Raw genomic sequence first — 21,218 nt, forward strand, 5'->3', positions numbered from 1 at the left:
TGTGAAATATTTAAAGTAAAAACCCTCAAAGTGATAAGGGTTTTTACTTTATTAAGTCTTAGCCGAAGTAGGCTGTATTGAGGTATAAATGAGTTAATACTCCAGCAAAGTAACCGAGTAAAATGACCGGCGACCATTTTAAGTGGCTATTAAAGGTGTAGATCCCTCGCGCTTGACCCATGAGTGCAACCCCTGCCGCGGAGCCAATTGATAACAGGCTACCACCAATTCCGGCTGTTAGCGTGATAAGCAACCATTGACCGTGCGACATATCAGGCATCATTTGCAGCACTGCAAACATCACTGGAATGTTATCGACTACCGCTGACATTAAACCAAGAATAATGTTCGCACCGGTGGCAGACCAGTTGTTATAAAGTAAATCAGAAAGCAGCGCTAAGTAGCCGATAAACCCTAAGCCACCAACACAAATAACGATGCCATAAAAGAACAAGAGCGTGTCCCACTCTGCTCTCGATACACGGCTAAATACATCAAAAGGAACAACGTTACCTAAGCGTGATAAGCGTTCTTTATCACCTTCACGCTCTGCCATCGCGCGTTTTCTGGCAAGAGAGCCAGGGAGTGTCACGCGTAAGAAGTAACCAAAAAACTGTAAATAGCCAAGGCCCATCATCATGCCCACAACCGGCGGTAAACCAAAGGCGGTTTTTAGCACCACGGCGGTTAAAATTGTCAGTAAGAATAAGCACAATATGCGAAGCGCACCGCGTTTAAGCTCAATATCTTCATCGGCCGTATCAGGGTGACGGTTATTGATAAATAAAGACATAACGAAGGCTGGAATGATATAGCTGACTAAAGCTGGCAGAAATAAAACAAAGAACTCGGTAAAGGCAACAACATCGGCTTGCCAAACCATCAGTGTCGTGATGTCACCAAATGGGCTGAATGCGCCGCCGGCATTAGCGGCAATCACTATATTTACGCATGACATAGCAATAAAGCGGTTATCATTTGCAGCAACTTTCATTACCACAGCACATAAAAGTAGGGCGGTTGTTAAGTTATCGGCTACAGGTGAAATACAAAATGCCAGTACACCACTTATCCAAAATAATTGTTTGTAGCTAAAGCCCCTCGCAACCAGCCAGCTTCTTAGACCATCAAATAAACGGCGTTCTTCTAGGGCGTTTATGTAGGTCATCGCAACGAGCAAAAATAGCATTAACTCTGAAAACTCTAACAAGGCATGGCGAAATGCGTCGGTGCTAAGATCAGATAAGTCTTGTGCACTGTATTGCCAAGCAATAAGGGTCCAAATAATCCCGGCTGCAACCAATACGGGTTTTGATTTGCGTAAGTGAATTTTTTCTTCGAGTATGACGAGCACATAAGCAAAGATAAAAATAACAAGGCAGATAATGCCAACAGGGTGGGTGAGTAAATCGATTGTACCAGTTGACGCAGCATGAGCTTGGCCACCGAAACATAGCAAGGATAGGATCAGTCCTTGTAATAGTTTTTTCATTGTATATTCCACTTAATTCATCTTAAATTCGTTACGGTTTGAGTAAATGTAGCTGCAGACATTTTAAGTTTATTCTTGGCTTTATGTAACAATTTGGTAACTAAGGTGTTGGTATTTTGAATATAAATATGGGTGATGGCGAGAGCAGACCAGTTGTATAATTTGTAATTTAATCAATGGGTTGAGATTTTAAAATAATAAAGGGCTGCAACGAGCAGCCCCAACTTGAAAATTATGCAAAGTGTTTTTCTAAATCGTCAGAGCCACCAATGTGCTCACCGCCTATAAATACTTGCGGCACTGTCTCACGACCTGAAATTGCTTTTAAACTCGTTAGTGAAGCGTGTTGACCTAATACAATTTCTTCGTACACATAACCTTTCGCCTCTAGTAGCGCTTTAGCTTTGGTACAGAACGGGCAGTTAGGTTTAGTAATAATGCTCACTGATTCTGGTTTTACCTGTGCTGGGTTAATGTATTCAAGCATGGTATCTGCATCAGATACTTCAAACGGGTCGCCAGGCTTTTGTGGCTCGATAAACATTTTTTCGATAACGCCATCTTTTACCAGCATAGAATAACGCCAGCTGCGTTTACCAAAACCTAAGTCGTTTTTATCAACGAGCATACCCATACCGTCGGTAAACTCACCGTTACCATCTGGTAATAGAGTAATGTTTTGCGCTTCTTGGTTTTGAGCCCATGCATTCATTACGAATGTATCGTTTACAGAAATACAAACAATGTCATCAACGCCGTTTTGTTTAAATACAGCTGCAAGCTCGTTATAACGTGGTAAGTGAGTTGATGAGCATGTTGGTGTAAATGCACCAGGTAATGCAAAGAGCACAACCGTTTTACCTTTAAAAATTTCGTCAGTGGTTATTGATTTCCACTGCTCGTCTACACGCGTTGCGAATGTAACGTTTGGTACTCTTTGGCCTTCGATATTCTTTAACATTGTTTTGATTCCTCTTGATTTGTTGAGTGCCATTATGCAATTTAATTTATGATAGCTCCAATCGTTTGTTTGTGTTAGTATGATAGGTAAAAACTATTGATGGTGTGGTATGAATTTAAAAGACTTTGAATACGTAAAAGCGGTTGCACAATATAAGCACTTCAGAAAAGCTGCCGATGCGTGCTATGTCAGCCAACCGACATTGAGTGGTCAGGTCAAAAAGCTTGAGCAAGAGTTGGGTGTTGTTATTTTTGACCGTTCAACTAAGCAGGTTACGTTGACTGTGCAAGGTGAGCAACTACTTAAACAGATCACAGTTATTTTAGAGCAAACACAGGTACTTAAAGAAATAGCTACCAGCTCACACGACCCACTTAAAGGTAAAATAAATGTCGGTATTATTCCTACCATTGCGCCTTATTTACTGCCAACGCTGCTAACATCGATGAAGCAAGCCTTTAGTGAAACTCAGTTTTCATTTATAGAAATGCAAACAGCACAAACGCTTGTAGCGCTTGATAATGGTGAGATTGATATTGCCATTGTTGCTGATGTGGCTGATTTAGCGCCTTATCATGTGTCACCGCTTTATAAAGAAGATTTTTTAGTAGCGGTTTCTGAACAACATGCATTAGCAAAATGCCCTGAGGTTGCGCTGGCTCAATTACAAGGTTGTGATTTATTGATGCTAAATGAAGGGCATTGCTTTAAAGATCAAGCAGAACAATTTTGCTTTTCAGCAGGGGTTGAGGTGTCAAATCAATATAAAGGCAATAGTATTGAAACCTTACTCGCGCTGGTGGCAATGGATGATGGGTTAACTTTTGTTCCTAAGCTTGCTTGTACACCACGTGAAGGAGTAAAGTACTTAGCAATTACACCAAATCAGCAGCGCCAAGTTGTTATTGCAACCCGTAAGCATTACCCACATATAGCAGGCGTTGAGCAATTAGCCGACTGGCTAAATGCTCATAAGGGACTACAAGCTCATTTACTCGCTAGTAGCTAATTCAACAATATCGTTTATTTGAATGTTTGGTAGTGGTTGCTGATCAATACTTATGGCTACCGCTGATTGCTGATAAAGCTGAGTTACTTTTACCTGGTTAAGTGTGGTGATTTTATGCGGAAGCTTATTACCCTGAGCATCCGTTAGGTAATTATGATGGGCAATATTTAAAATTTGCCCTTGCTCAATCCCGTGCGCCTTACCCAAGTTGATGATTAGCCTATCGTTTTCGATATGCAGTATTTTTCCTTGCGTGGGTAAGCAGGCCATGGCTGCTTGTAAGTCATAGGTTAGGGTTTGGTTTATATCGCTGATAGCTTGGCCATAGTCAGTTGCCCAAAATCGGTCGCTATATACATCGATGATCTCAGTCTTTTTATACGGCCAAATGCCTTCTGTTTGGTAGCTTTTTTGCCAGAGCTTTTCGTAAGTGGTGCCATCAAATAATACGTAATCTACTTTGTATGCACGCTTGAAACTGTCATCTTGCCAAAATGCATAATCGTTGTTGATCTTATGGTTAACCGATAAGTCACGAATACGGCTCAGTAATACATATTGCGAGTTACTGCGACTAGTGATCTCTTCAAGTAGCGCATTACTGTAATCGTATTGCTGAGTGAAAAAATGATCTACTCGCAGTGGGATATTGTAATAGGCTGTTGGCTTTGCAGCCATTTGCGTATTGTTTAAGCTGGCATAGAGGTGTTCGCTAATAGCTTTGTTTACGTCAAAAATTTGGCCCATGCGCGCTTGCTCGCGGTTGGCCAGTTGGCTTTGTGTCACGGCAATAAATTTAGTGTATTGGTTTGCTGGGCATTCTTCTGCTTGAGCAAAAATATCTAAGCGAAGCGTTATAGCATAGGTGTCGTTATGGCGGTCTTCGCTGATCAGTTCTATTTTTTGGATTTCACCGTGGCTGCTTATTTTTAGCTGATCTTGCGTCAAAACCCCGTCAACGAGGGTTTGTACTGAGCTAACTCGAGCGCCAGAAAACACTAACGCCTGAGTTATGGCGTCTTTAATAGCGGCAGATTTGGCTTGGCTCGTATCGCCATTTTTTATAACAGCATGACCTGTAGATTCAAACCACTGCGCTAAGCTATTGTTAGAAAACAAAATTGTAAAGGCTAAAGCGAACCACTTAAAGTTGGCTCTTGTTTTATTTTTCATGCTGACACCTAGCATTAAAACCAATGAATAACCTTAACGAGCAAGGACTGTACCACAGTGGCATTAAACGTGCATATTTGTAGCCAAAGAGTTTTAAGCGGAAATAAATCATGCGAGCATTATTATTCGGTGGGCTGGTTGCCTGCGCAGCATTAACCGGCTGCAGTAGTATTTTTGATAAACATGTAGAATACACTTACATTGAGCCAGATAGCTACCCAGTGCTAAAAGCCGTGGGTTATGCGCCTATTAGTGCTCAACCTGGTAATAATGAATCGCAGCGTACCCTTCTTGCGATTAAAGCCTCAAAGCTTGAAGCGTATCGAGAGCTTGCTGAGCAAGTTTACGGGCAAAAAATTTCCGCAGGTACCACAGTGCAAAACAGTATCGCACATAATGATCAATTACAAAGCCAAGTACAAGGTGTGATCAAAGGTGCACAGGTGATCAAGACTTATGCAGTAGGCGATACCTATGCAACTGAATTGCAGCTCGATATGAAGCGTGTGCACGATTTATACATCGGCGAAGTAAAACCTCGGCAGGTAAAAAAAGTAACGTATTATTAGCGCTTAAATTCTCATAGTTTCAGCTTGGGTGCTATGCTTTAAAAATCATATTTTTTTATTAAAGCATAATGGGTAACACACACGATTACATTCAAGCTGAATATCTTCAAGGCATGCCTTATGTTATCTAAGGCTTGTATCTTTGCTTGTCGTTTTATTGGGCGTTACCGCTTTTTATCTTCTTTAATTGTCATTCTATTTTGCGTCACTAGCGGTGCTTTAGCTGAGCGCTTAGTGATCGAGTTTTCAACCTTTATTCAACAAATGCAGCAACGCTACGGCGCCACTCGAGTTACTGTCGCAAGGCAATGGCAAGGCATGTTGCAGCATGCTCAAAACCTTCCTGAACAACAGCAAATTTTGGTCGTTAATGATTTTTTTGCGCGTAGTTTACGTTATCAAACTGATATCCAGCTATGGAAACAAAATGATTATTGGGCAACCCCACTAGAAACAATGGGAACAGGGCTTGGTGATTGTGAAGATTACGCTATTGCTAAGTACGTCAGCTTACGCGCTTTGGGTATAAGCGATACCAAGCTCCGATTGATTTATGTTAAAGCGCAATTACCTGGAACTAGGAAGACCCAAGCCCACATGGTGTTGGGTTATTACAGTCAACCCAATGCACAACCACTTATTTTAGACAGCTTAATCGTAAAAGTGTTGCCTGCTGCAAAGCGCACCGATCTTAGTCCTGTTTTCAGCTTTAACAGTAAGGGCCTTTGGGCTAACAATTCAGCACAAAGCGTAGCCGATCCGACAGCGAGACTATCACGTTGGCGACATATTTTAGAGCAAACTCGTAAAGAAGGAGTTAAATGGTGAATATAATTAAAGCGTTTAAACGCAAAAAAACCATTACTTTGAAACAAGAGTTATGGATTGCCATTTTAGTGGTGATCATTATTGGCTTTATTAGCAGTTTGCTGATTAGTACAAGTTCGGCAAAAGACTATTTTACAGCCGAACTTAAAATGAAAAATGTAGATAATGCAAATTCATTAGCGCTAATGTTGAGTCAAATGGATAAGGACCCGGTGGAAATCGAACTGCTTCTTTCGGCGTCGTTTGATACAGGTTATTACCAACGTATTGAATTAAAAGATCCGAATGGTGAGACTATTATAAAACGTGCATTTAAGGGCGAGTTAGTGCTTGATGCACCGAGCTGGTTCCGCCATTTATATTCTCTTGAAGTAGCACCCGGCATTGCGCTTGTCAGTGATGGTTGGCAGCAATATGGTACTTTATATGTTGAAAGTCATAGTCAACATACACAAGATGCGCTTTGGCAAAGTTCGGTGCATTTGTTTTTTAGCTTTCTTGCTGTTGCAGTTGTTGCTTGTATAGCGAGCGCTTACTTCTTATCGAAAATTTTAAGCCCTTTGAGCGATGTAATGCGCCAAGCAATAGCGTTAGGAGAAAAGCGCTTTATTAAATCAAAGGTGCCTAGAACATACGAGTTTGCCAAATTAGTTTCTTCAATGAACTTACTATCTACACGTTTTAGCCGCATTGTGAAAGAAGACCGTCAAAGGCTTGAAGAAATGCGTTTTAAGAGCCAGCACGATGACCTGACTGGACTTGCAAATCGTGAGTATTTTAATGCGACCTTAGATACCTTTTTAGATAATACACAAGGGCATGGCGCATTATTCCTTTTTAGGGTGGTTAATCTTGAGGAGCTAACAGAGCAAGTTGGACGTGTAGAGATGGTCGAGTTTTTACGTCTTTTCTCGCAGTCGTTAGTTGCATTTCTAGAGTCTAATGAAGATAGCTTTAGAGAGAGCCATATTGCGCGAATGTCGCATGTCGACTTTTTGGTGTTGTTTTCTGATGTGAGTGATCTAACACTGTTGAGTGACAATATTTTGCAGTCTCATCAGCAATTAGTTGCTCAGTACGCACAGGTGGATCTTGCTGTATCTCATAGTTGCAGTTTAGTTACTACCAACGATACGCGAGGAGCGCTGTTAAAACGGGTTGATAGCTTATTAAAAGTGGCGATTTCAAAGCCTGGTTGTAATGCCCACTTTACTGTAGATGGTACTGCTGAGCTTAGAAATGATGACCTTAATTTTTGGCGAGAAACGATAGAATCAGCATTAAAAGAAAACCAACTAGAAATTGCATTATATCCCGTTACCTCGTTCAGCGACGTTCTTCTACAACAACAAATTTCACTGAGTTTATTGCTCAAAGGAGAGAAGTACGGAATAGGATTTTACTATCAATGGGCGCACAAACTTCAATTATTAGCGCGGCTTGATTGGAGCCTAATGAAATTGATGATTAAGCAATATGGTGAGTTAACAGACGGTGCCTTGCTGGGGATGGAGCTCTCAGCAGGTACCTTACATGATGATATGGCCGTAGCGTCAATTTTGACAGGATTGTGTGCTTACCCTGAACTTGCTAAGCGAATTTGCTTTGAGGTACGAGCAAACACTGCCATTAAAGATTTACCGTTATTCAGGCGTTTTTGCAGTCAGGTGCATAGCATAGGTGCAAAAGTTGCGTTAAAACGCGTTGGGGCTGAGTTTACAAAATTAACTAAAATCCAAGAGCTTGGCCTTGAGATGATAAAGGTAGATAGCGTTTATTGTCATAACATTAGTTTTAATGACTCAAACCAAAGCTTTTTGAGAGGGGTATGCTCATTAGCTCACTCGCTAGGGATTAAGGTTGTTGCTGAAGGGGTTAAAAACCCAAGTGATCAATCAACCTTAAAAGGGCTTGGTTTTGATGGTGTTGTTGCGGTTGAAGAGTCAGTTTAATGACCCTTCACAGCAAGCATTAATTGCATTCGATCGCGTACCTTTAATTTATGAAAAATTGAGCTCATGTGCTCTTTGACAGTGCGCTCAGTAATATTTAAAACTTGCGCGACTTGTTTGTTGGTTGCACCTTTTATAACTTCATCAACAACCTGTTTTTCACGCTTGGTGAGAGAACTCAGATCACATTGATGCGGATAGTTAATTGCTTGTCCTGATAACACGCCAACCAAGTTTGAAAGTAATTGCCCAGGAAGCCAAATTCCACCGGCGTTAACGGTTTCAGCAACTTGTTCGATGACAGTTTTGTTTGCAAATGCTTCAATGTATCCGCGTGCACCAAGTTGCAGTGCATCACACAGTTGTTGAATATCCAGCTGAGTTGTCATCACAATCACGGGTAGTCGTTGTGCGGTTAATTTTTGTAGCTGCACTTGCCAATCCGCAGAGTCTGCAAGTAACCAGACTAATGTGTCTGCTAATAATTTCTTAGGACAGGCTGTCTGAATTACGCAATTTGGAAATGCATTTAGCCAGTGAGGCGATTGCAAATCATCTTGTGTAATAAAAATACTGCGACGCATGATTACTCCATTAAAAAGCCCGCTAGCGTTCACTCATTGCCAGCGACGTTGCACGCAAAATTGGTTTGAATAAATACTCAAGAACCGTTTTTTTACCGGTAATAATATCGACTTGTGTAGTCATTCCCGGAATGATGGTTAGGTTGTCTGCAAAGTGATTACGATTTGTTTTAAGCTGCACTAAGTAAAATGTATTGTCTCTGTCATCTGTAATCGTATCAGCGCTGATATGAGTAACTTCAGCCTCTAAGCCGCCATAGATCGCAAAATCATAAGCACTAAATTTAATCATTGCAGCTTGACCTGGGCGTAAAAAAGCAATGTCTTTAGGTAGAATTTTAGCTTCAACAACCAATTGATCATCGAGTGGAATAATTTCAATTGCGTCGCTGCCAGGTTGGAGTACTCCGCCAACTGTGTTGACTAATAGGCGTTGAACCGTTCCATTGACGGGGGAGCGGATCTCCGTTTGTGCAACTTTATCAGCAAGTCCAGACTCAGTTTCTTTCATTGCATCAAGCCTGAGTAAGGCTTCTGATAGCTCATTACTCCAGCGATTTATCATGGCAAGCTCAACTTCGGTGACTTTGTTTTTTGCTTCATTTATAGCTGATAGGCTACGATTTATTGCCGCTTTTGTTCGATTTATTTCACCTGTATGTTCAACAATTTGGCGCTCTAAGCGAATTATATCTATGTCTGATACCGCACCTGTGCGAAGTAGGGGGCGAGTTACTGCTAACTCTCGGTTAGCTAAACTCAATGAATTCGTGTGTTGCTGTAATGCAGCCCTAGCTTCGGCATAATCTTGTCGACGCTGCTCTAATTGGCGTTTATGAATGGTAACCTGTTGCTCAAGTTCTTTGTTACTGCTTTCAAAAATAGCTTGTTCATGTAGAACCGCGTCCGGTGCTTGCTCTATCAAGCTGGCAGTAAATAGCAGAGGTTTTTTTTGCGTAAGAGCTTTTAATCGCTCAACTTTAGCAGTCAAAGACAGTACCTTAGCTTGGTTTTCTCTAAATGAAGAAATAAACCGTGTGGGATCAATTTTTATTAAAACATCACCTGCATTAACAACTTGTCCTTCACGTACAAATATCTGCTCGACCATACCACCATCGTACGACTGCACTATTTGCAATTTGTGAGATGGGATTACACGGCCTTCTCCTCTGGCTACTTCATCGAGATGAGCAAATCCCGACCAAACAATAAGCGCAACAATACTGATACAGATAATGTAAAGCAGTAATCGGGCACTTGCTGGTTGTTGCTGCATTTTTTCCCATTGTGCGTCAACGACCCAGTCTTGACTATTTGGCGGTGATAACCAACCGGAAAAAAGCTTAGAGAAAATAGAGGGACGTTTTGCTTTTTGCTTTTCCAGCACCTTGTTTAGATGTTCAAATGAGCGCTGTTCAATAGGTAAGTTTTTATTACTCATGATACTTTTCCTACTGTATGGTTATTTAAAGCCAATAACACCTGTGCCTTGGGGCCATCAGCAACCACTTTGCCGTTATCAAGTACAATGATGCGGTCTACCAGCTCGAGTAATGAGGTTCTGTGAGTGACGACAATTAGGGTCTTCTCTTGGCAGTTGCGCTTGATATTGTTAATAATTTTACTTTCGCTATTGTGATCAAGTGCTGATGTGGGTTCATCCATCAGTAAGATGGGCGGGTTGTTCAGAAGCGCACGTGCAATCCCAACAGCTTGGCGCTGCCCGCCAGAAAGTAGCCGGCCTTGTTCACCCACTTGTAGGTCAAAACCATCTGGGTGTGAGTTTATTAACTCAAATAATTGGCTTTGTTGACACGCAGATAAAATTTGCTCGTCTTTAGCATGCCATGCACTAAGGGTGATATTGTCTTTAAGGGTGCCAAAAAATAAAGAAATTGTTTGTGGTACATAGCCAATGTTATGTCGTAACTCGGCAGGATCGATCTGATGGATATCATTATTATCTATTAAGATACTGCCAGAAGTTGGTTCATATAGGCCGAGAATTAATTTTTCAATTGTGCTTTTACCAGAGCCATTGCGACCAAGAATCGCTACTTTTTCACCAGACTTTATTTTAAAGCTAACACCACTTAATGCTTCATTGCTTTCTTGAGAGTACTTAAACCGAACATCATTAAATTCAATATCACCCAGTAGTACTGGGTGACTTAGCCAGTGCTTGCCGGCAGGGCGTTCAACTTCATTATCCATAATTTCATTGAGTGAATGCATTGCAATTGCGGCATGATGAAACTGAGCTAGCACAGCAGCAGATTGGGTAATTGGAGCCATAGTACGCGACGAAAGTAAGTAGGCTGCAATGAGCCCTCCTTGAGTGAGGTCACCGGAAATAATGAGATGTACGCCAACCATCATAATTATGACCCCAACACATTGCTGAACCCATGAACCTGCATTGCTGATAGAAGATGAAATTAAGCGGCTTTGCGCGTTAACGCGAGCAATGTAAATTGTTGATTTCTCCCAATTGGACTGAGTTTTACACTCACTATGAAAGCTTTTTACATCTTCAATATTAGTTAAGCTTTCAACTAAAATTGCATTGCGCATAGAGCTTGCTTTCATTGTTTGCTCTGAGAGGCTTTCAAGCTTTCGGTGGGCTGCTAATGCGTAACAGAGCAATATCAAAGCCCCGACGATTATTGGTAAGCTCAATTCGACGCCAATGATCGCGATTACGATTAAATAGAGTAAAACAAAAGGTAAATCGACAAGCGCAATAAGGGTCATAGAGCTAAAGAAGCCTCTGACCGCTTCAAATGATTGAATATTACTTGCAAACGAACCTGCAGAAGCGGGGCGGTTTTTTAGTTTCATGCCAAGTACGCGTTCCATAATGACAGCTGAAACTTTGACATCAATACGACTTGCTGCCAGCTCCACAAAGTAACTTCGAACTAACCGTAAAATAAAATCTGCGGTGAGTGCAATTAAAACACCGCTTGCCAGCACCCATAGGGTTTCTACTGCATGATTGGGTACAACTCGGTCATACACATTCATAACAAAAAGCGGCATCGCAATTGATAATACGCCTAATGCAATGGCAGAAACGACTACATCTTTGTATAAACTTCGGCACTCTTTGATGACTCCCCAAAACCAGCCATCTTTAGCTAATTTTTGTAGTACAGGGGAGCGTGCGTCAAAAGCGAATTCGGGCTGTGCATAAATAACCATTGCTGTGCTGCTATCAGCAAGTTTTGTAATACTGATTTTAACGGCAGAGTCATTTAATTCAGGGTAGATGACCTCAGCGCTGTCGTTTTCGATATCAAGCTCAGTAATTACACAGGCTTTATTACCTTTTAGGATTAACACCGCAGGTAACAAAGCTGTATTAAGGTCGCATAGGGGTTTGTGAACAATTTTAGTTTTAAAGCCTATACGTTTAGCGGCACGTGAAAAACCTGACGGAGTCAATAAGCCGTTCTCAAGGGGTAAACCGCTTAATAATGTTTCACGAGAAAATTCTCGATCATGATAGCGGCATAGCGTTTCTAAACAGTCAACAAGGCTGCCACCATGATCTTGAGCATCAGTTTCTTGCATACAATATCCATACTTATACCAATGTGCAAAAATACTAAATTAAGCGAATTGGTATTAAATTCACCATGAGCTTTACGACCAGCCATCTTTCATGACTGCTGGGCGGCTACCTGCGTCGGTTATCACTGCTTCAATGCGACGATTTGCAGCATTTGCTCTAACTGAAATCTCATTTATTCTTGGTTGATCAACACCATAACCAAGCGATTTCACTCTGTTTGGGGCAATACCGTATTGCTGGATTAATATCTCAGCAACCGAAGATGCGCGTTCTTCAGAGAGCTTTCTATTGTAAAGGGCTGGTCCTTCAAGGGAAGCATGCCCTTGAATTTCAACATTTTTGTTGGGGTGTTCTTTTAAGAAATCAGCAAGTCGAGCTATTTCCTGCATATACTGAGGGCGCACAACACTTGAGTCTGCGAGAAAAGGAATGCCAATCTCTACATTACTCGTGTTGCTTCGATACTTTGTGCAGCCTTTTTCATCAACCTCCGTAAATGCAGGCGTAGATGGGCATTCATCTTGCGCATTTGCGATACCATCATTATCATCATCGGCAAATGTCGTAGCTGTTTCGACAGTAGTTGCCGGCATAGTTAAGTAGCTAGGCATAGCGGTTACTGTCATATATGCATTATCTTGCTGTTTTTTTTTCTGCAAGAATGCTTGTCTGCCAATCGTTGCAGCTACATCAAATTTTGGACAAATACTGTCTGCATTTAATGCAATTGGGTCATCAGTTAACTCTGTAATTTTTGGAAACTTGTCGGATGTAACGTTGAGCGTGTCGAGTAATTTACCCATCTCCGCAAGCATAGTTAAAATAGCTGACTGTCTGTCATATAGAGCCGCGATATAAGAACGATTTGATTGAAATGCTTCATTTTCAGCGTCAAGCACATCAAGTAACGTTCTTTGGCCAATATCAAACTGGTCTTTATAGGCATATTTTACTTTATTAGATGACTCTTTATGACTAGCAAGAGAAGGGATCTTATTTTGTAAAACCTGCACATTGTTATAAGCAACTTGAAGGTTTTGTCTAATTTCAATACAGGTTTGGTCGCGCTGATATTTAGCAACATTAATCTCTTGATAGGCTTGATCAAGATTCGCACTGTCTAAGCCACCATTGTATAAATTGTAGCGAATATCTATACCAACTCTTGCCTCAGAGCGAGTTTCATTTAAACCTAACTCATCTCTATCTTGCATTCCGTAGCGTGCAGATAAATCTACATTAGGATGAAATGCGGAGCGTTGTGAATCAGCATTCGCTTTTTGCGCTTCGATATTATACAGAGACGCGTAAAAGTTAGGGCTGCTTTTGTAAGCTATATCAAGTGCTTGATTGATGGTGATGGGAATTGCATCATCACTTAGTCTTGCTTTTGCAGTTCCTTTTGTTGGCAGCTCTCCAACAATGCGTAAATAGCGAGCACTTACATCATGCAAGTTTGCATACTCTGTCATAACATTCGATTGCGCAAGCGAGAGGCGACCATTAATTTGTTCAAGATCTGCTGCTCTAGCAACACCAGCACCAACGCTTTGCTCTATTTGCTGATAGACAGCCTCGTGCTCTTTTAAGTTATTTTCAGCAAGCTCAACTAACTCAGTGAACTTTTGCACATCTAGGTAAGCAATACTTGCCTGAAGTGCAATTTTTTCAGCTTGATCAAGTAGTTCAAAATAACGTATCAGTTGAATTCGTTCAAAGCGCTTAACTGTGTTCGATGTTCTAAAACCATCGTATAGCATTTGCCCCAATGTGAGCTCTGCGGTATTGCGGTTGTATTCATCTTCAATACCGTAGTTACGTTTTTCATAACCTGCACTCGCTGATACATCGACGGTTGGTAAATAACCTGAACGAGCAGCATCAATGCCATACATTGATGCTTTAAATGCATGCCAAGCTTGTTGTACTTCTGGGTTAGATGAAATTGCTTTATCAGATACATAATGCAAAGGCATTACAGAGGTTTGTTCTGCTTGTGCGTCGAATACACTTCCATTCGCTGCAAACATTAAAATAAGTAAAGCGCTGAGCTTTTTGCTAGTGAACTGCTTGCTTATAGCCATATGATCCTCTTTTTAGACTAAATTTTATTCACGCTAAGTTAAGGTTTAGCCAACAATTTCAAATACTGCAAATGATACTTTTGTGTTGCTTTTAGTTTTTTATTAATTGTTTTGTTTATTCGAATATTAGTGAAATAGTGCTGTTTTTTAGTGTTCACCTGTACCATAGTCCAGTAACAAAGTGTTACTTGCTGGCTAAGCTTAAGTTATACAAATGTATTACTCATAGTTTGAGGAAAAGCAAATGGACGCAAATCAATTACTGGTTATTGATGTACAAGGTTCTGCAGGCTTAGTGCAAGCGGATGGTTCTATAAAAGCCCTCTCAGTTGGCGATGTGATAACGGTAGGTGATACTGTTGTTACCGCAGATAACTCGACCATATTAATTGATGTACAAGGAGAGTCGTTGGCGATCCCTGCCAATAAATCAGTGACTATAACCCCTGACTTGCTAGCAAAAGAGACGCAAGATAACTCAGAGAATACCCTTTTCGATGATAGTATCGACGAAGCCATTGCAAGTTTAAATCAACCCAATCAACCAACCCCAGAGCAACAAACAGGCACTGATATCAGTGATTTTTTAGATGCGCTTGAAGGGGGGGGAGACATTTTAGATAATTTAGAGGCGACGGCTGCTGGTGGAGGCGGTGGTGCTGCATCTGGCGGAGGCACCTCGTTTGTAGAGCTAGCACGTATCGCTGAAGGTATCGATCCATCTAGTTTAGCATTTGATGACAGCTTTAACGCTGATAACACTGGCATTTTCTCTCCTAGAGATACAACCGATGGTGTTGTACCAGGTGATGAGTTAATTGCAACATTGAGTGTCAATGAATTAGGTCTTACTAATAATCCACAACCAGTTATATCAGGTACATCTGAAAACCTAGTAGGACAAACGGTCACGGTGACAGTAACCGACGCGAATGGTAATACCCAAGTTGTGACTGTTGTGGTCCAACCAGATGGTACTTTTGTAACCCCACCACTTGACCCATTACCTGATGGTCCAATCACTGTCGATGTGGTTGCTCTTGATCCAAATGGTGACCCTGTATCAGATAATATTGGCGCAAGTATTGATACTGTCGCGCCAGTTGTAACGATTGATACACTTACTGATTCAGCGATTCAAAATGTACTAATTACTGGCACAGTGTCTGGTATCAGCAGTGGTGATACTGTCACTATCACTGTTACAGACAGCGCAGGACAAGTTCAGGTAATAGCGACGCAAGTAGATGATCAAGGAAGTTGGAGTATTACGACTGAAGCACTTGCTGAGGGGCTTTATACAGTCGTTGCATCGGCAGTTGATGAGGCTGGCAATGAAGGCAGTGATAGTGAAAATGGTCTAGTCGATCTGACTGCTCCCGTTATAAGTATTGACACCATCGGCGAAACAAATGATACCACGCCAACTATTTCAGGAACGGTAAGTGGAGTCACTGTTGGTAGTGAAATCACTGTCGTGATCACTGGCGCAGATAATACAGTGCAGACCGTAACTGCAATTGTTGCTGAAGATGGTAGTTGGATCGTTGATGTGCCTGATGCACTTGTTGAAGGTGAGTTTACTGTAACTGCAACAGCCGTTGATATTGCTGGAAATGAGGCGCAAGCAACGACCACAGGTGTTATTGATAATACAGCGCCTGTGATTAGTATCACGCCAATTGATGATACGCAGGACACTACGCCAAATATCAGTGGTAATGTTGTTGGTGTTCAACAAGGCACACTTGTTACCGTTGTTGTCACTGATATTAATGGTCAAGTTCAAACATTGACAACGGTAACCGATGCTGATGGGAATTGGAGTTTAGATGTTGTCGCAGATCTTGCTGAAGGGATTTTTGACGTAAGTGCATCCGTAACTGATGCAGCCGGAAATACTGCCCAAGCTGACACCCAAGGGGTTGTTGACTTGACGGCTCCTGACATAACGTTAACAGCTATTGCCAATACAAATGATACAACGCCAACCTTTGTCGGGCGAGTTGAAGGGGTGCCAGAGGGCACCGAAGTTACAATACAAGTTGTTGATAGTAATGGTCAGTCGCAAACGTTGACGGCGCTTGTTCTTGCTGATGGCAGTTATAGTGTTGATGCAATAAGCCCTTTGCCTGAAGGCAGTTTTACGGCAATTGCTACCGTTAGTGATGCTGCGGGTAACTCAGCATCTGCAAATACGACAGGTACCGTCGCATTTTCTCCTATTTCAATCACAATTGATTCTATTGCTGATAGTAATGACACAACACCATTGCTGAGTGGGCAAACCGATGGCGTAGCTACTGGAACGACAATTTCGCTGACAATTACAGCAAGTGATGGGCGGGTTATTAATTTACTCGCAATCACTCAAGCTGATGGAAGTTGGTCTATTCAATTGACAGAACCTTTACCTGAAGGAGATTTTACAGTTGTCGCATCGGTATTAGATCCTCAAGGCAATGAAGCACAAGCAACCGCGATTGGTAATGTAGATTTAACAGTCAGTATTAATTTCATTATTGATACTAATGACACGACTCCAAGTGTATCTGGTTCAACACAAGATGTTGAACCAGGCGCAGTCGTTACTGTTACATTTACAGGAAGTGATGGAGCGACTGAAACTTTACAAGTTATTACCGATGCAAACGGTAATTGGACTGTTGAAGCAAGTACTGCATTGGCTGAAGGTCAATTCACAGTCACCGCGACAGTAACCGATGAAGTGGGTAATACAGCAACAGCAACAGAAATAGGGGTCATTGATTTAACCGATCCTACTATTTCAATCAATCCTTTAAATGATACTAATGACACAACTCCACTAATTTCAGGATCTGTTGCAGATGTACCAGCAGGAACGACAGTTACGTTAGTCATTACAGATAGTAATGGTGTTGTGCAAACGATAACAACCACCACAAATGCACAAGGTGTATGGCAAGTCGAAACTTTAAATGAGCTTGCTGAGGGAGATTATACTGTCACTGCAAGCGCAAGCGACGAAGCGGGTAACACCAGTTCAGCAACAGCAACTGGCACAATAGATTTAACTGCACCAATTATTAATATTAATGCAATTGCTGATAGTAATGACACCACGCCGACAATATCAGGCACAACACAAGGGTTAAATGCTGGTAGCACAGTTACAGTCACGGTTACCGACAGTAATGGGAGTGCACAAGTATTTGCAACTGTTACAAATGCCGATGGCAGCTGGTCGATTAATATTGATCAAGAGCTAGCTGAAGGCGAGTTCACTGTTGTTGCGCAAACTCAAGATGAAGCAGGAAATAGCGCACAAGACATTGAAAGGGGTGTGATTGATTTAACTGCACCTACCATCACAATTGATGAGTTTAACGATTCTAATGATGTTACACCCATTATTTCAGGTGTTGTATCAGGGGTTGATGCTGGCTCGGTTGTTACGATCATACTCGTTGATAGTAATGGAAATCAGCAAATACTGACGACCACAGTTAATGCAGATAGCAGCTGGCAAGTTGGTGCAAATCAAGTGTTGGCTGAGGGTGAGTTTACAATTACCGCAACAGTGAGTGATCCTGCTGGTAATCAAGCTCAAGATACGACGACAGGGATCATTGATCTAACCGCGCCAATTATAAGCCTTGATAACTTAGGAAGTAGTGCTGACAACACACCTACAATTTCAGGTACAGTGCAAGGCGTTGCAGCAGGCACACCGGTCACTTTAGTTGTCACAGATGCAAATGGCAATAGTCAGACGTTTACTGCAATCACTAATGATAATGGTGTATTTAGTGCAGACGTACCAGGCAGCCTTGCTGATGGGCAATACACGGTTACCGCTACGGTATCTGACTTAGCTGGTAATCAAGCCTCGGATTCAGAAACGGGTACGGTGGATAGTTCATCTTTAACTATCTTAATTGATGCGTTAGGCGAAACAAACGACACAACACCCAGTATTTCAGGTTCAACATTAAATGCAACAGCAGGTGATGTGGTCACGGTGGTGATTATTCCTGCTTCGGGTCCAAGCCAAACATTTACAACAACAGTTGATGCAAATGGAGATTGGAGTATCAATGTATCAGATGAACTTGCAGAGGGTGAGTTTACGATTGATGCCACTGTTACCGACCAATTTGGTAATACCGCAAATGATTCGATCACCGCAGTGGTTGATACGACTGCACCGCTTATTAGCATAGATACCATAGGCGCTATCAATGACAGTACGCCTCTAATTTCAGGCAGCTCACAAGGAGCGACGGCAGGTAATACAGTAACAGTTACTGTTGTCGACTCTCAAAATAATAGCCAAACCTATACGACAACTGTTGATGCTGATGGAAATTGGGCAGTGCCTGTTACAAGTGCAGTGTCGCAAGGGGAATTTACTGTAACAGCCAGCATCACTGATAATGCAGGTAATACAGGCACGGATACTGAAGTTGGTACGTTCGATGGAATTAATCCTTTATTAACGTTAGATTTTGATCCTTTGACTAATGACAGTACGCCGTTGATCACAGGCACAACTGATGTCACTGCAGGCAGTATTGTTACTGTCAACGTTACTGACAGCGATGGCGTGGTACAAACGCTTTCTGCGGTTGTGGCTGCGGACGGAAGCTGGTCAATCAGCCCTACTACGCCTCTAGCTGAAGGGGCGTTCACGGTGACAGCAAGTGTAGAGGATGAATCTGGCAATCAAACGCAAATCACTCAAAACGGTGTTGTTGATCTCACTGCTCCAATTATTACGATTGACAATTTGGGAACGGTCAACGATACAACGCCTACAATTAGCGGACAAACGAATGAGCCTGCGGGTAGTATCGTTACGGTTGTTGTCTCAGATGGTATTAACAGCTATGAATTTAGCGCAACCGTTAATGCTGATGGCAGTTGGTCTGGGGATGTGCCTGCAGAATTAGACGATGGCAACATCAATGTTACAGCGTCAATAACTGATGCTGCAGGCAATCAGGCCCAAGCAACGAATAGCTTTATTTTAAATAGTGCTGCGCCTAGCATTGCAATAGATGCAATCAACGAAACCAATGACACAACGCCAGCTATAAGTGGCACCTCAGATGCCCCTAATGGCAGCGTCATAACTATAATTGTTGAAGACAGTAATAACAACAGCCAACAGCTTACTGCAACAGTGCTGAATGGTCAGTGGAGTGTAGAGATACAGCAAGCTTTAAGTGAAGGCACATTTACTGTTAATGCGTCAGTAACAGTTGATGGCTTGACCAGTGATGCTGCTGCTCAAGGCGTAATTGATGTAACAGCGCCGACAGTCAGTATTGATGCCTTAGTAGATAGCAACGATGTAACTCCGATCATTACGGGTCAGACGTCAGGTTTGGCGGCTGGTAGTGTCGTAACACTCACAATTACTGACAGTGCAGGAGCCGTTCAGACAGCATCTGTTGTTATCTCGCAAGATGGTTCATGGTCAGCAGAAGTTAGCAATGCGCTGGCTGAAGGACAGTATTCTGTATTAGCTGAGGTGGTAGATAATGCAGGCAATGAAGCGAGCGACTCTCAATTAGGTATCATCGATTTATCTGCGCCTACAATTAGCATTGATGCTATTGCTGATACAAATGACGTTACACCTACTCTAACGGGTCAAACAACAGGTGTACCGCAAGGCACGCAGGTAACTTTATTAATAACAGATAGTTCGGGTAATACCCAAACTTTAACTACTACCACATTAGCTGATGGATCATGGTTTGTTGATGCTGAGGTTATTATTGCTGAAGGAAGCTTCACTGTCGAAGCATCTGTGAGTGATGTTGCTGGAAACTCTGCTTCAACCTCGGCAACCGGTTTAATTGATTTAACAGCCCCTACTATTAGTGTTGATCCATTGTCAGATAGTGCTGATGTAACACCGCTGATCAGTGGTGTAGCGAATGGTGTGGCAACAGGTACACTTGTTAATTTAGAAATCACCGATAGTGCTGGTAATGTTCAAACAGCGACAGCGATTGTTCAAGCGGACGGCAGCTGGTCTGTTGAGCCAAGCGTAGCAATTGCTGAAGGAGAATTTACTGTTGTTGCTACAGTACAAGATACTGCAGGAAATCAAGGATCTGACACCGCAACGGGTAATATCGATACCACAGCACCAAGTGTATTCATCGATCCTCAAAATATCACAAATGATACAACCCCAGTATTCTCAGGACAAAGCTCAGGCGTTCCTGCAGGTACTGAGGTTAGACTAACGGTTACCGACAGTGCTGGTAATATTCAAACTTTAATTGCTATTACTAGTGCTGACGGAAGCTGGTCAGTTGCTGCAACTGAAGTACTTGCCGAGGGTAATTACACTATTGAAGCAGAAGTTTCAGATGCGGCAGGTAATACTGGTACCGATAGTGCCACTGGTGAAATCGACATTACCGCACCGACGATTAGCCTTGATACCTTGGCCGATAGTAATGATGTGACACCGCTCATTAGTGGGCAAACCACCGGAGCGGCTGTGGGCAGCTTAGTGCTGCTTACTATCACTGACAGTGCCGGTAATGTACAAAGTGCGACAGCGACGGTGCAAGCGGATGGCAGTTGGTCTGTTGAGCCAAGTACGGCATTAGCTGAAGGTGATTATACCGTGGTGGCCACCGTGAGCGACGCGGCGGGTAACGAAGGCAGCGATACTGAAACAGGCACCATTGATGTGACGGCACCAACGATTAGCATTGATGCGCCAGCACTGACCAGCGACAATACGCCGACGGTCACTGGCACCTCAGACTTAGCCAATACCTCACTCGCCGTGACCTTTACCGATGCTGATGGTATCAGCCATACCGTGACAGTCACCACTGATGCTTCAGGTAATTGGAGCGCCGAAGCAGGGCAAGCCTTAGCCGATGGCAACTACACAGTCAGTGCCAGTATCAGTGATGCAGCAGGTAATAACAGCAGTGCCAGTGACAGTGGTGAAGTCGACACCATTCCAC

At 42.4% G+C, this 21,218-nt stretch carries 12 protein-coding genes; 5 read left to right on the plus strand and 7 right to left on the minus strand.

All coding sequences use genetic code 11. The features are described from left to right. Positions 1 to 58 precede the first annotated feature (58 nt). Together nhaD and JIG37_RS19375 are read right to left on the minus strand one after the other, a co-directional pair. The gene (gene nhaD, locus JIG37_RS19370; RefSeq protein ID WP_199530104.1) at positions 59 to 1,492 is read right to left on the minus strand and encodes a sodium:proton antiporter NhaD; all 1,434 of its coding nucleotides are present in this window, start codon (positions 1,490 to 1,492) and stop codon (positions 59 to 61) included. 232 nt (positions 1,493 to 1,724) lie between these two features. Next, positions 1,725 to 2,453 carry a glutathione peroxidase gene (locus tag JIG37_RS19375; protein ID WP_199530105.1) on the minus strand — a complete coding sequence of 243 codons (729 nt, stop codon included), beginning with the start codon at positions 2,451 to 2,453 and terminating at the stop codon, positions 1,725 to 1,727. A gap of 109 nt (positions 2,454 to 2,562) precedes the next feature. On the opposite strand from JIG37_RS19375, the gene JIG37_RS19380 reads away from it, so the two are divergent. After that, entirely contained in the window at positions 2,563 to 3,462 is a 900-nt protein-coding gene (locus JIG37_RS19380; RefSeq protein ID WP_194442586.1) for a LysR substrate-binding domain-containing protein, read from the plus strand. Here the strand turns inward: JIG37_RS19380 and JIG37_RS19385 are convergent. Then, positions 3,445 to 4,635 carry a flagellar assembly protein FlgT gene (locus JIG37_RS19385; protein WP_054554371.1) on the minus strand — a complete coding sequence of 397 codons (1,191 nt, stop codon included), beginning with the start codon at positions 4,633 to 4,635 and terminating at the stop codon, positions 3,445 to 3,447. The genes JIG37_RS19380 and JIG37_RS19385 overlap by 18 nt on opposite strands. A gap of 110 nt (positions 4,636 to 4,745) precedes the next feature. On the opposite strand from JIG37_RS19385, the gene JIG37_RS19390 reads away from it, so the two are divergent. From JIG37_RS19390 to JIG37_RS19400, 3 genes are all read left to right on the plus strand, one after another. Then, on the plus strand, positions 4,746 to 5,204 hold the full coding sequence (locus JIG37_RS19390) for an LPP20 family lipoprotein (RefSeq protein ID WP_054554372.1): 459 nt from the start codon (positions 4,746 to 4,748) through the stop codon (positions 5,202 to 5,204). A gap of 120 nt (positions 5,205 to 5,324) precedes the next feature. Continuing rightward, positions 5,325 to 6,032, plus strand: a complete 708-nt coding sequence (locus JIG37_RS19395) for a transglutaminase-like cysteine peptidase (protein WP_138600306.1) — start codon at positions 5,325 to 5,327, stop codon at positions 6,030 to 6,032. Beyond that, entirely contained in the window at positions 6,026 to 7,984 is a 1,959-nt protein-coding gene (locus tag JIG37_RS19400) for a LapD/MoxY N-terminal periplasmic domain-containing protein (protein ID WP_199530106.1), read from the plus strand. Before JIG37_RS19395 ends, JIG37_RS19400 begins: the two co-directional genes overlap by 7 nt. Here JIG37_RS19400 and JIG37_RS19405 read toward each other — a convergent pair. The 4 genes from JIG37_RS19405 to JIG37_RS19420 form a co-directional block, all read right to left on the minus strand. Next, positions 7,981 to 8,568, minus strand: a complete 588-nt coding sequence (locus JIG37_RS19405) for a response regulator transcription factor (protein ID WP_166341764.1) — start codon at positions 8,566 to 8,568, stop codon at positions 7,981 to 7,983. The genes JIG37_RS19400 and JIG37_RS19405 overlap by 4 nt on opposite strands. A 22-nt stretch (positions 8,569 to 8,590) precedes the next feature. Further along, positions 8,591 to 10,012, minus strand: a complete 1,422-nt coding sequence (locus JIG37_RS19410) for an HlyD family type I secretion periplasmic adaptor subunit (RefSeq protein WP_199530107.1) — start codon at positions 10,010 to 10,012, stop codon at positions 8,591 to 8,593. Next, entirely contained in the window at positions 10,009 to 12,147 is a 2,139-nt protein-coding gene (locus JIG37_RS19415; protein WP_199530108.1) for a type I secretion system permease/ATPase, read from the minus strand. Before JIG37_RS19415 ends, JIG37_RS19410 begins: the two co-directional genes overlap by 4 nt. Before the next feature lie 72 nt (positions 12,148 to 12,219). Next, entirely contained in the window at positions 12,220 to 14,232 is a 2,013-nt protein-coding gene (locus tag JIG37_RS19420; RefSeq protein WP_244664416.1) for a TolC family outer membrane protein, read from the minus strand. A gap of 244 nt (positions 14,233 to 14,476) precedes the next feature. On the opposite strand from JIG37_RS19420, the gene JIG37_RS19425 reads away from it, so the two are divergent. Next, positions 14,477 to 21,218: Ig-like domain-containing protein (locus tag JIG37_RS19425; RefSeq protein WP_199530109.1), on the plus strand; the 6,742-nt coding region annotated here is incomplete at its 3' end.

The sequence above is a fragment of the Pseudoalteromonas sp. bablab_jr010 genome, assembly GCF_016464105.1.
Lineage (GTDB): Bacteria > Pseudomonadota > Gammaproteobacteria > Enterobacterales > Alteromonadaceae > Pseudoalteromonas > Pseudoalteromonas simplex.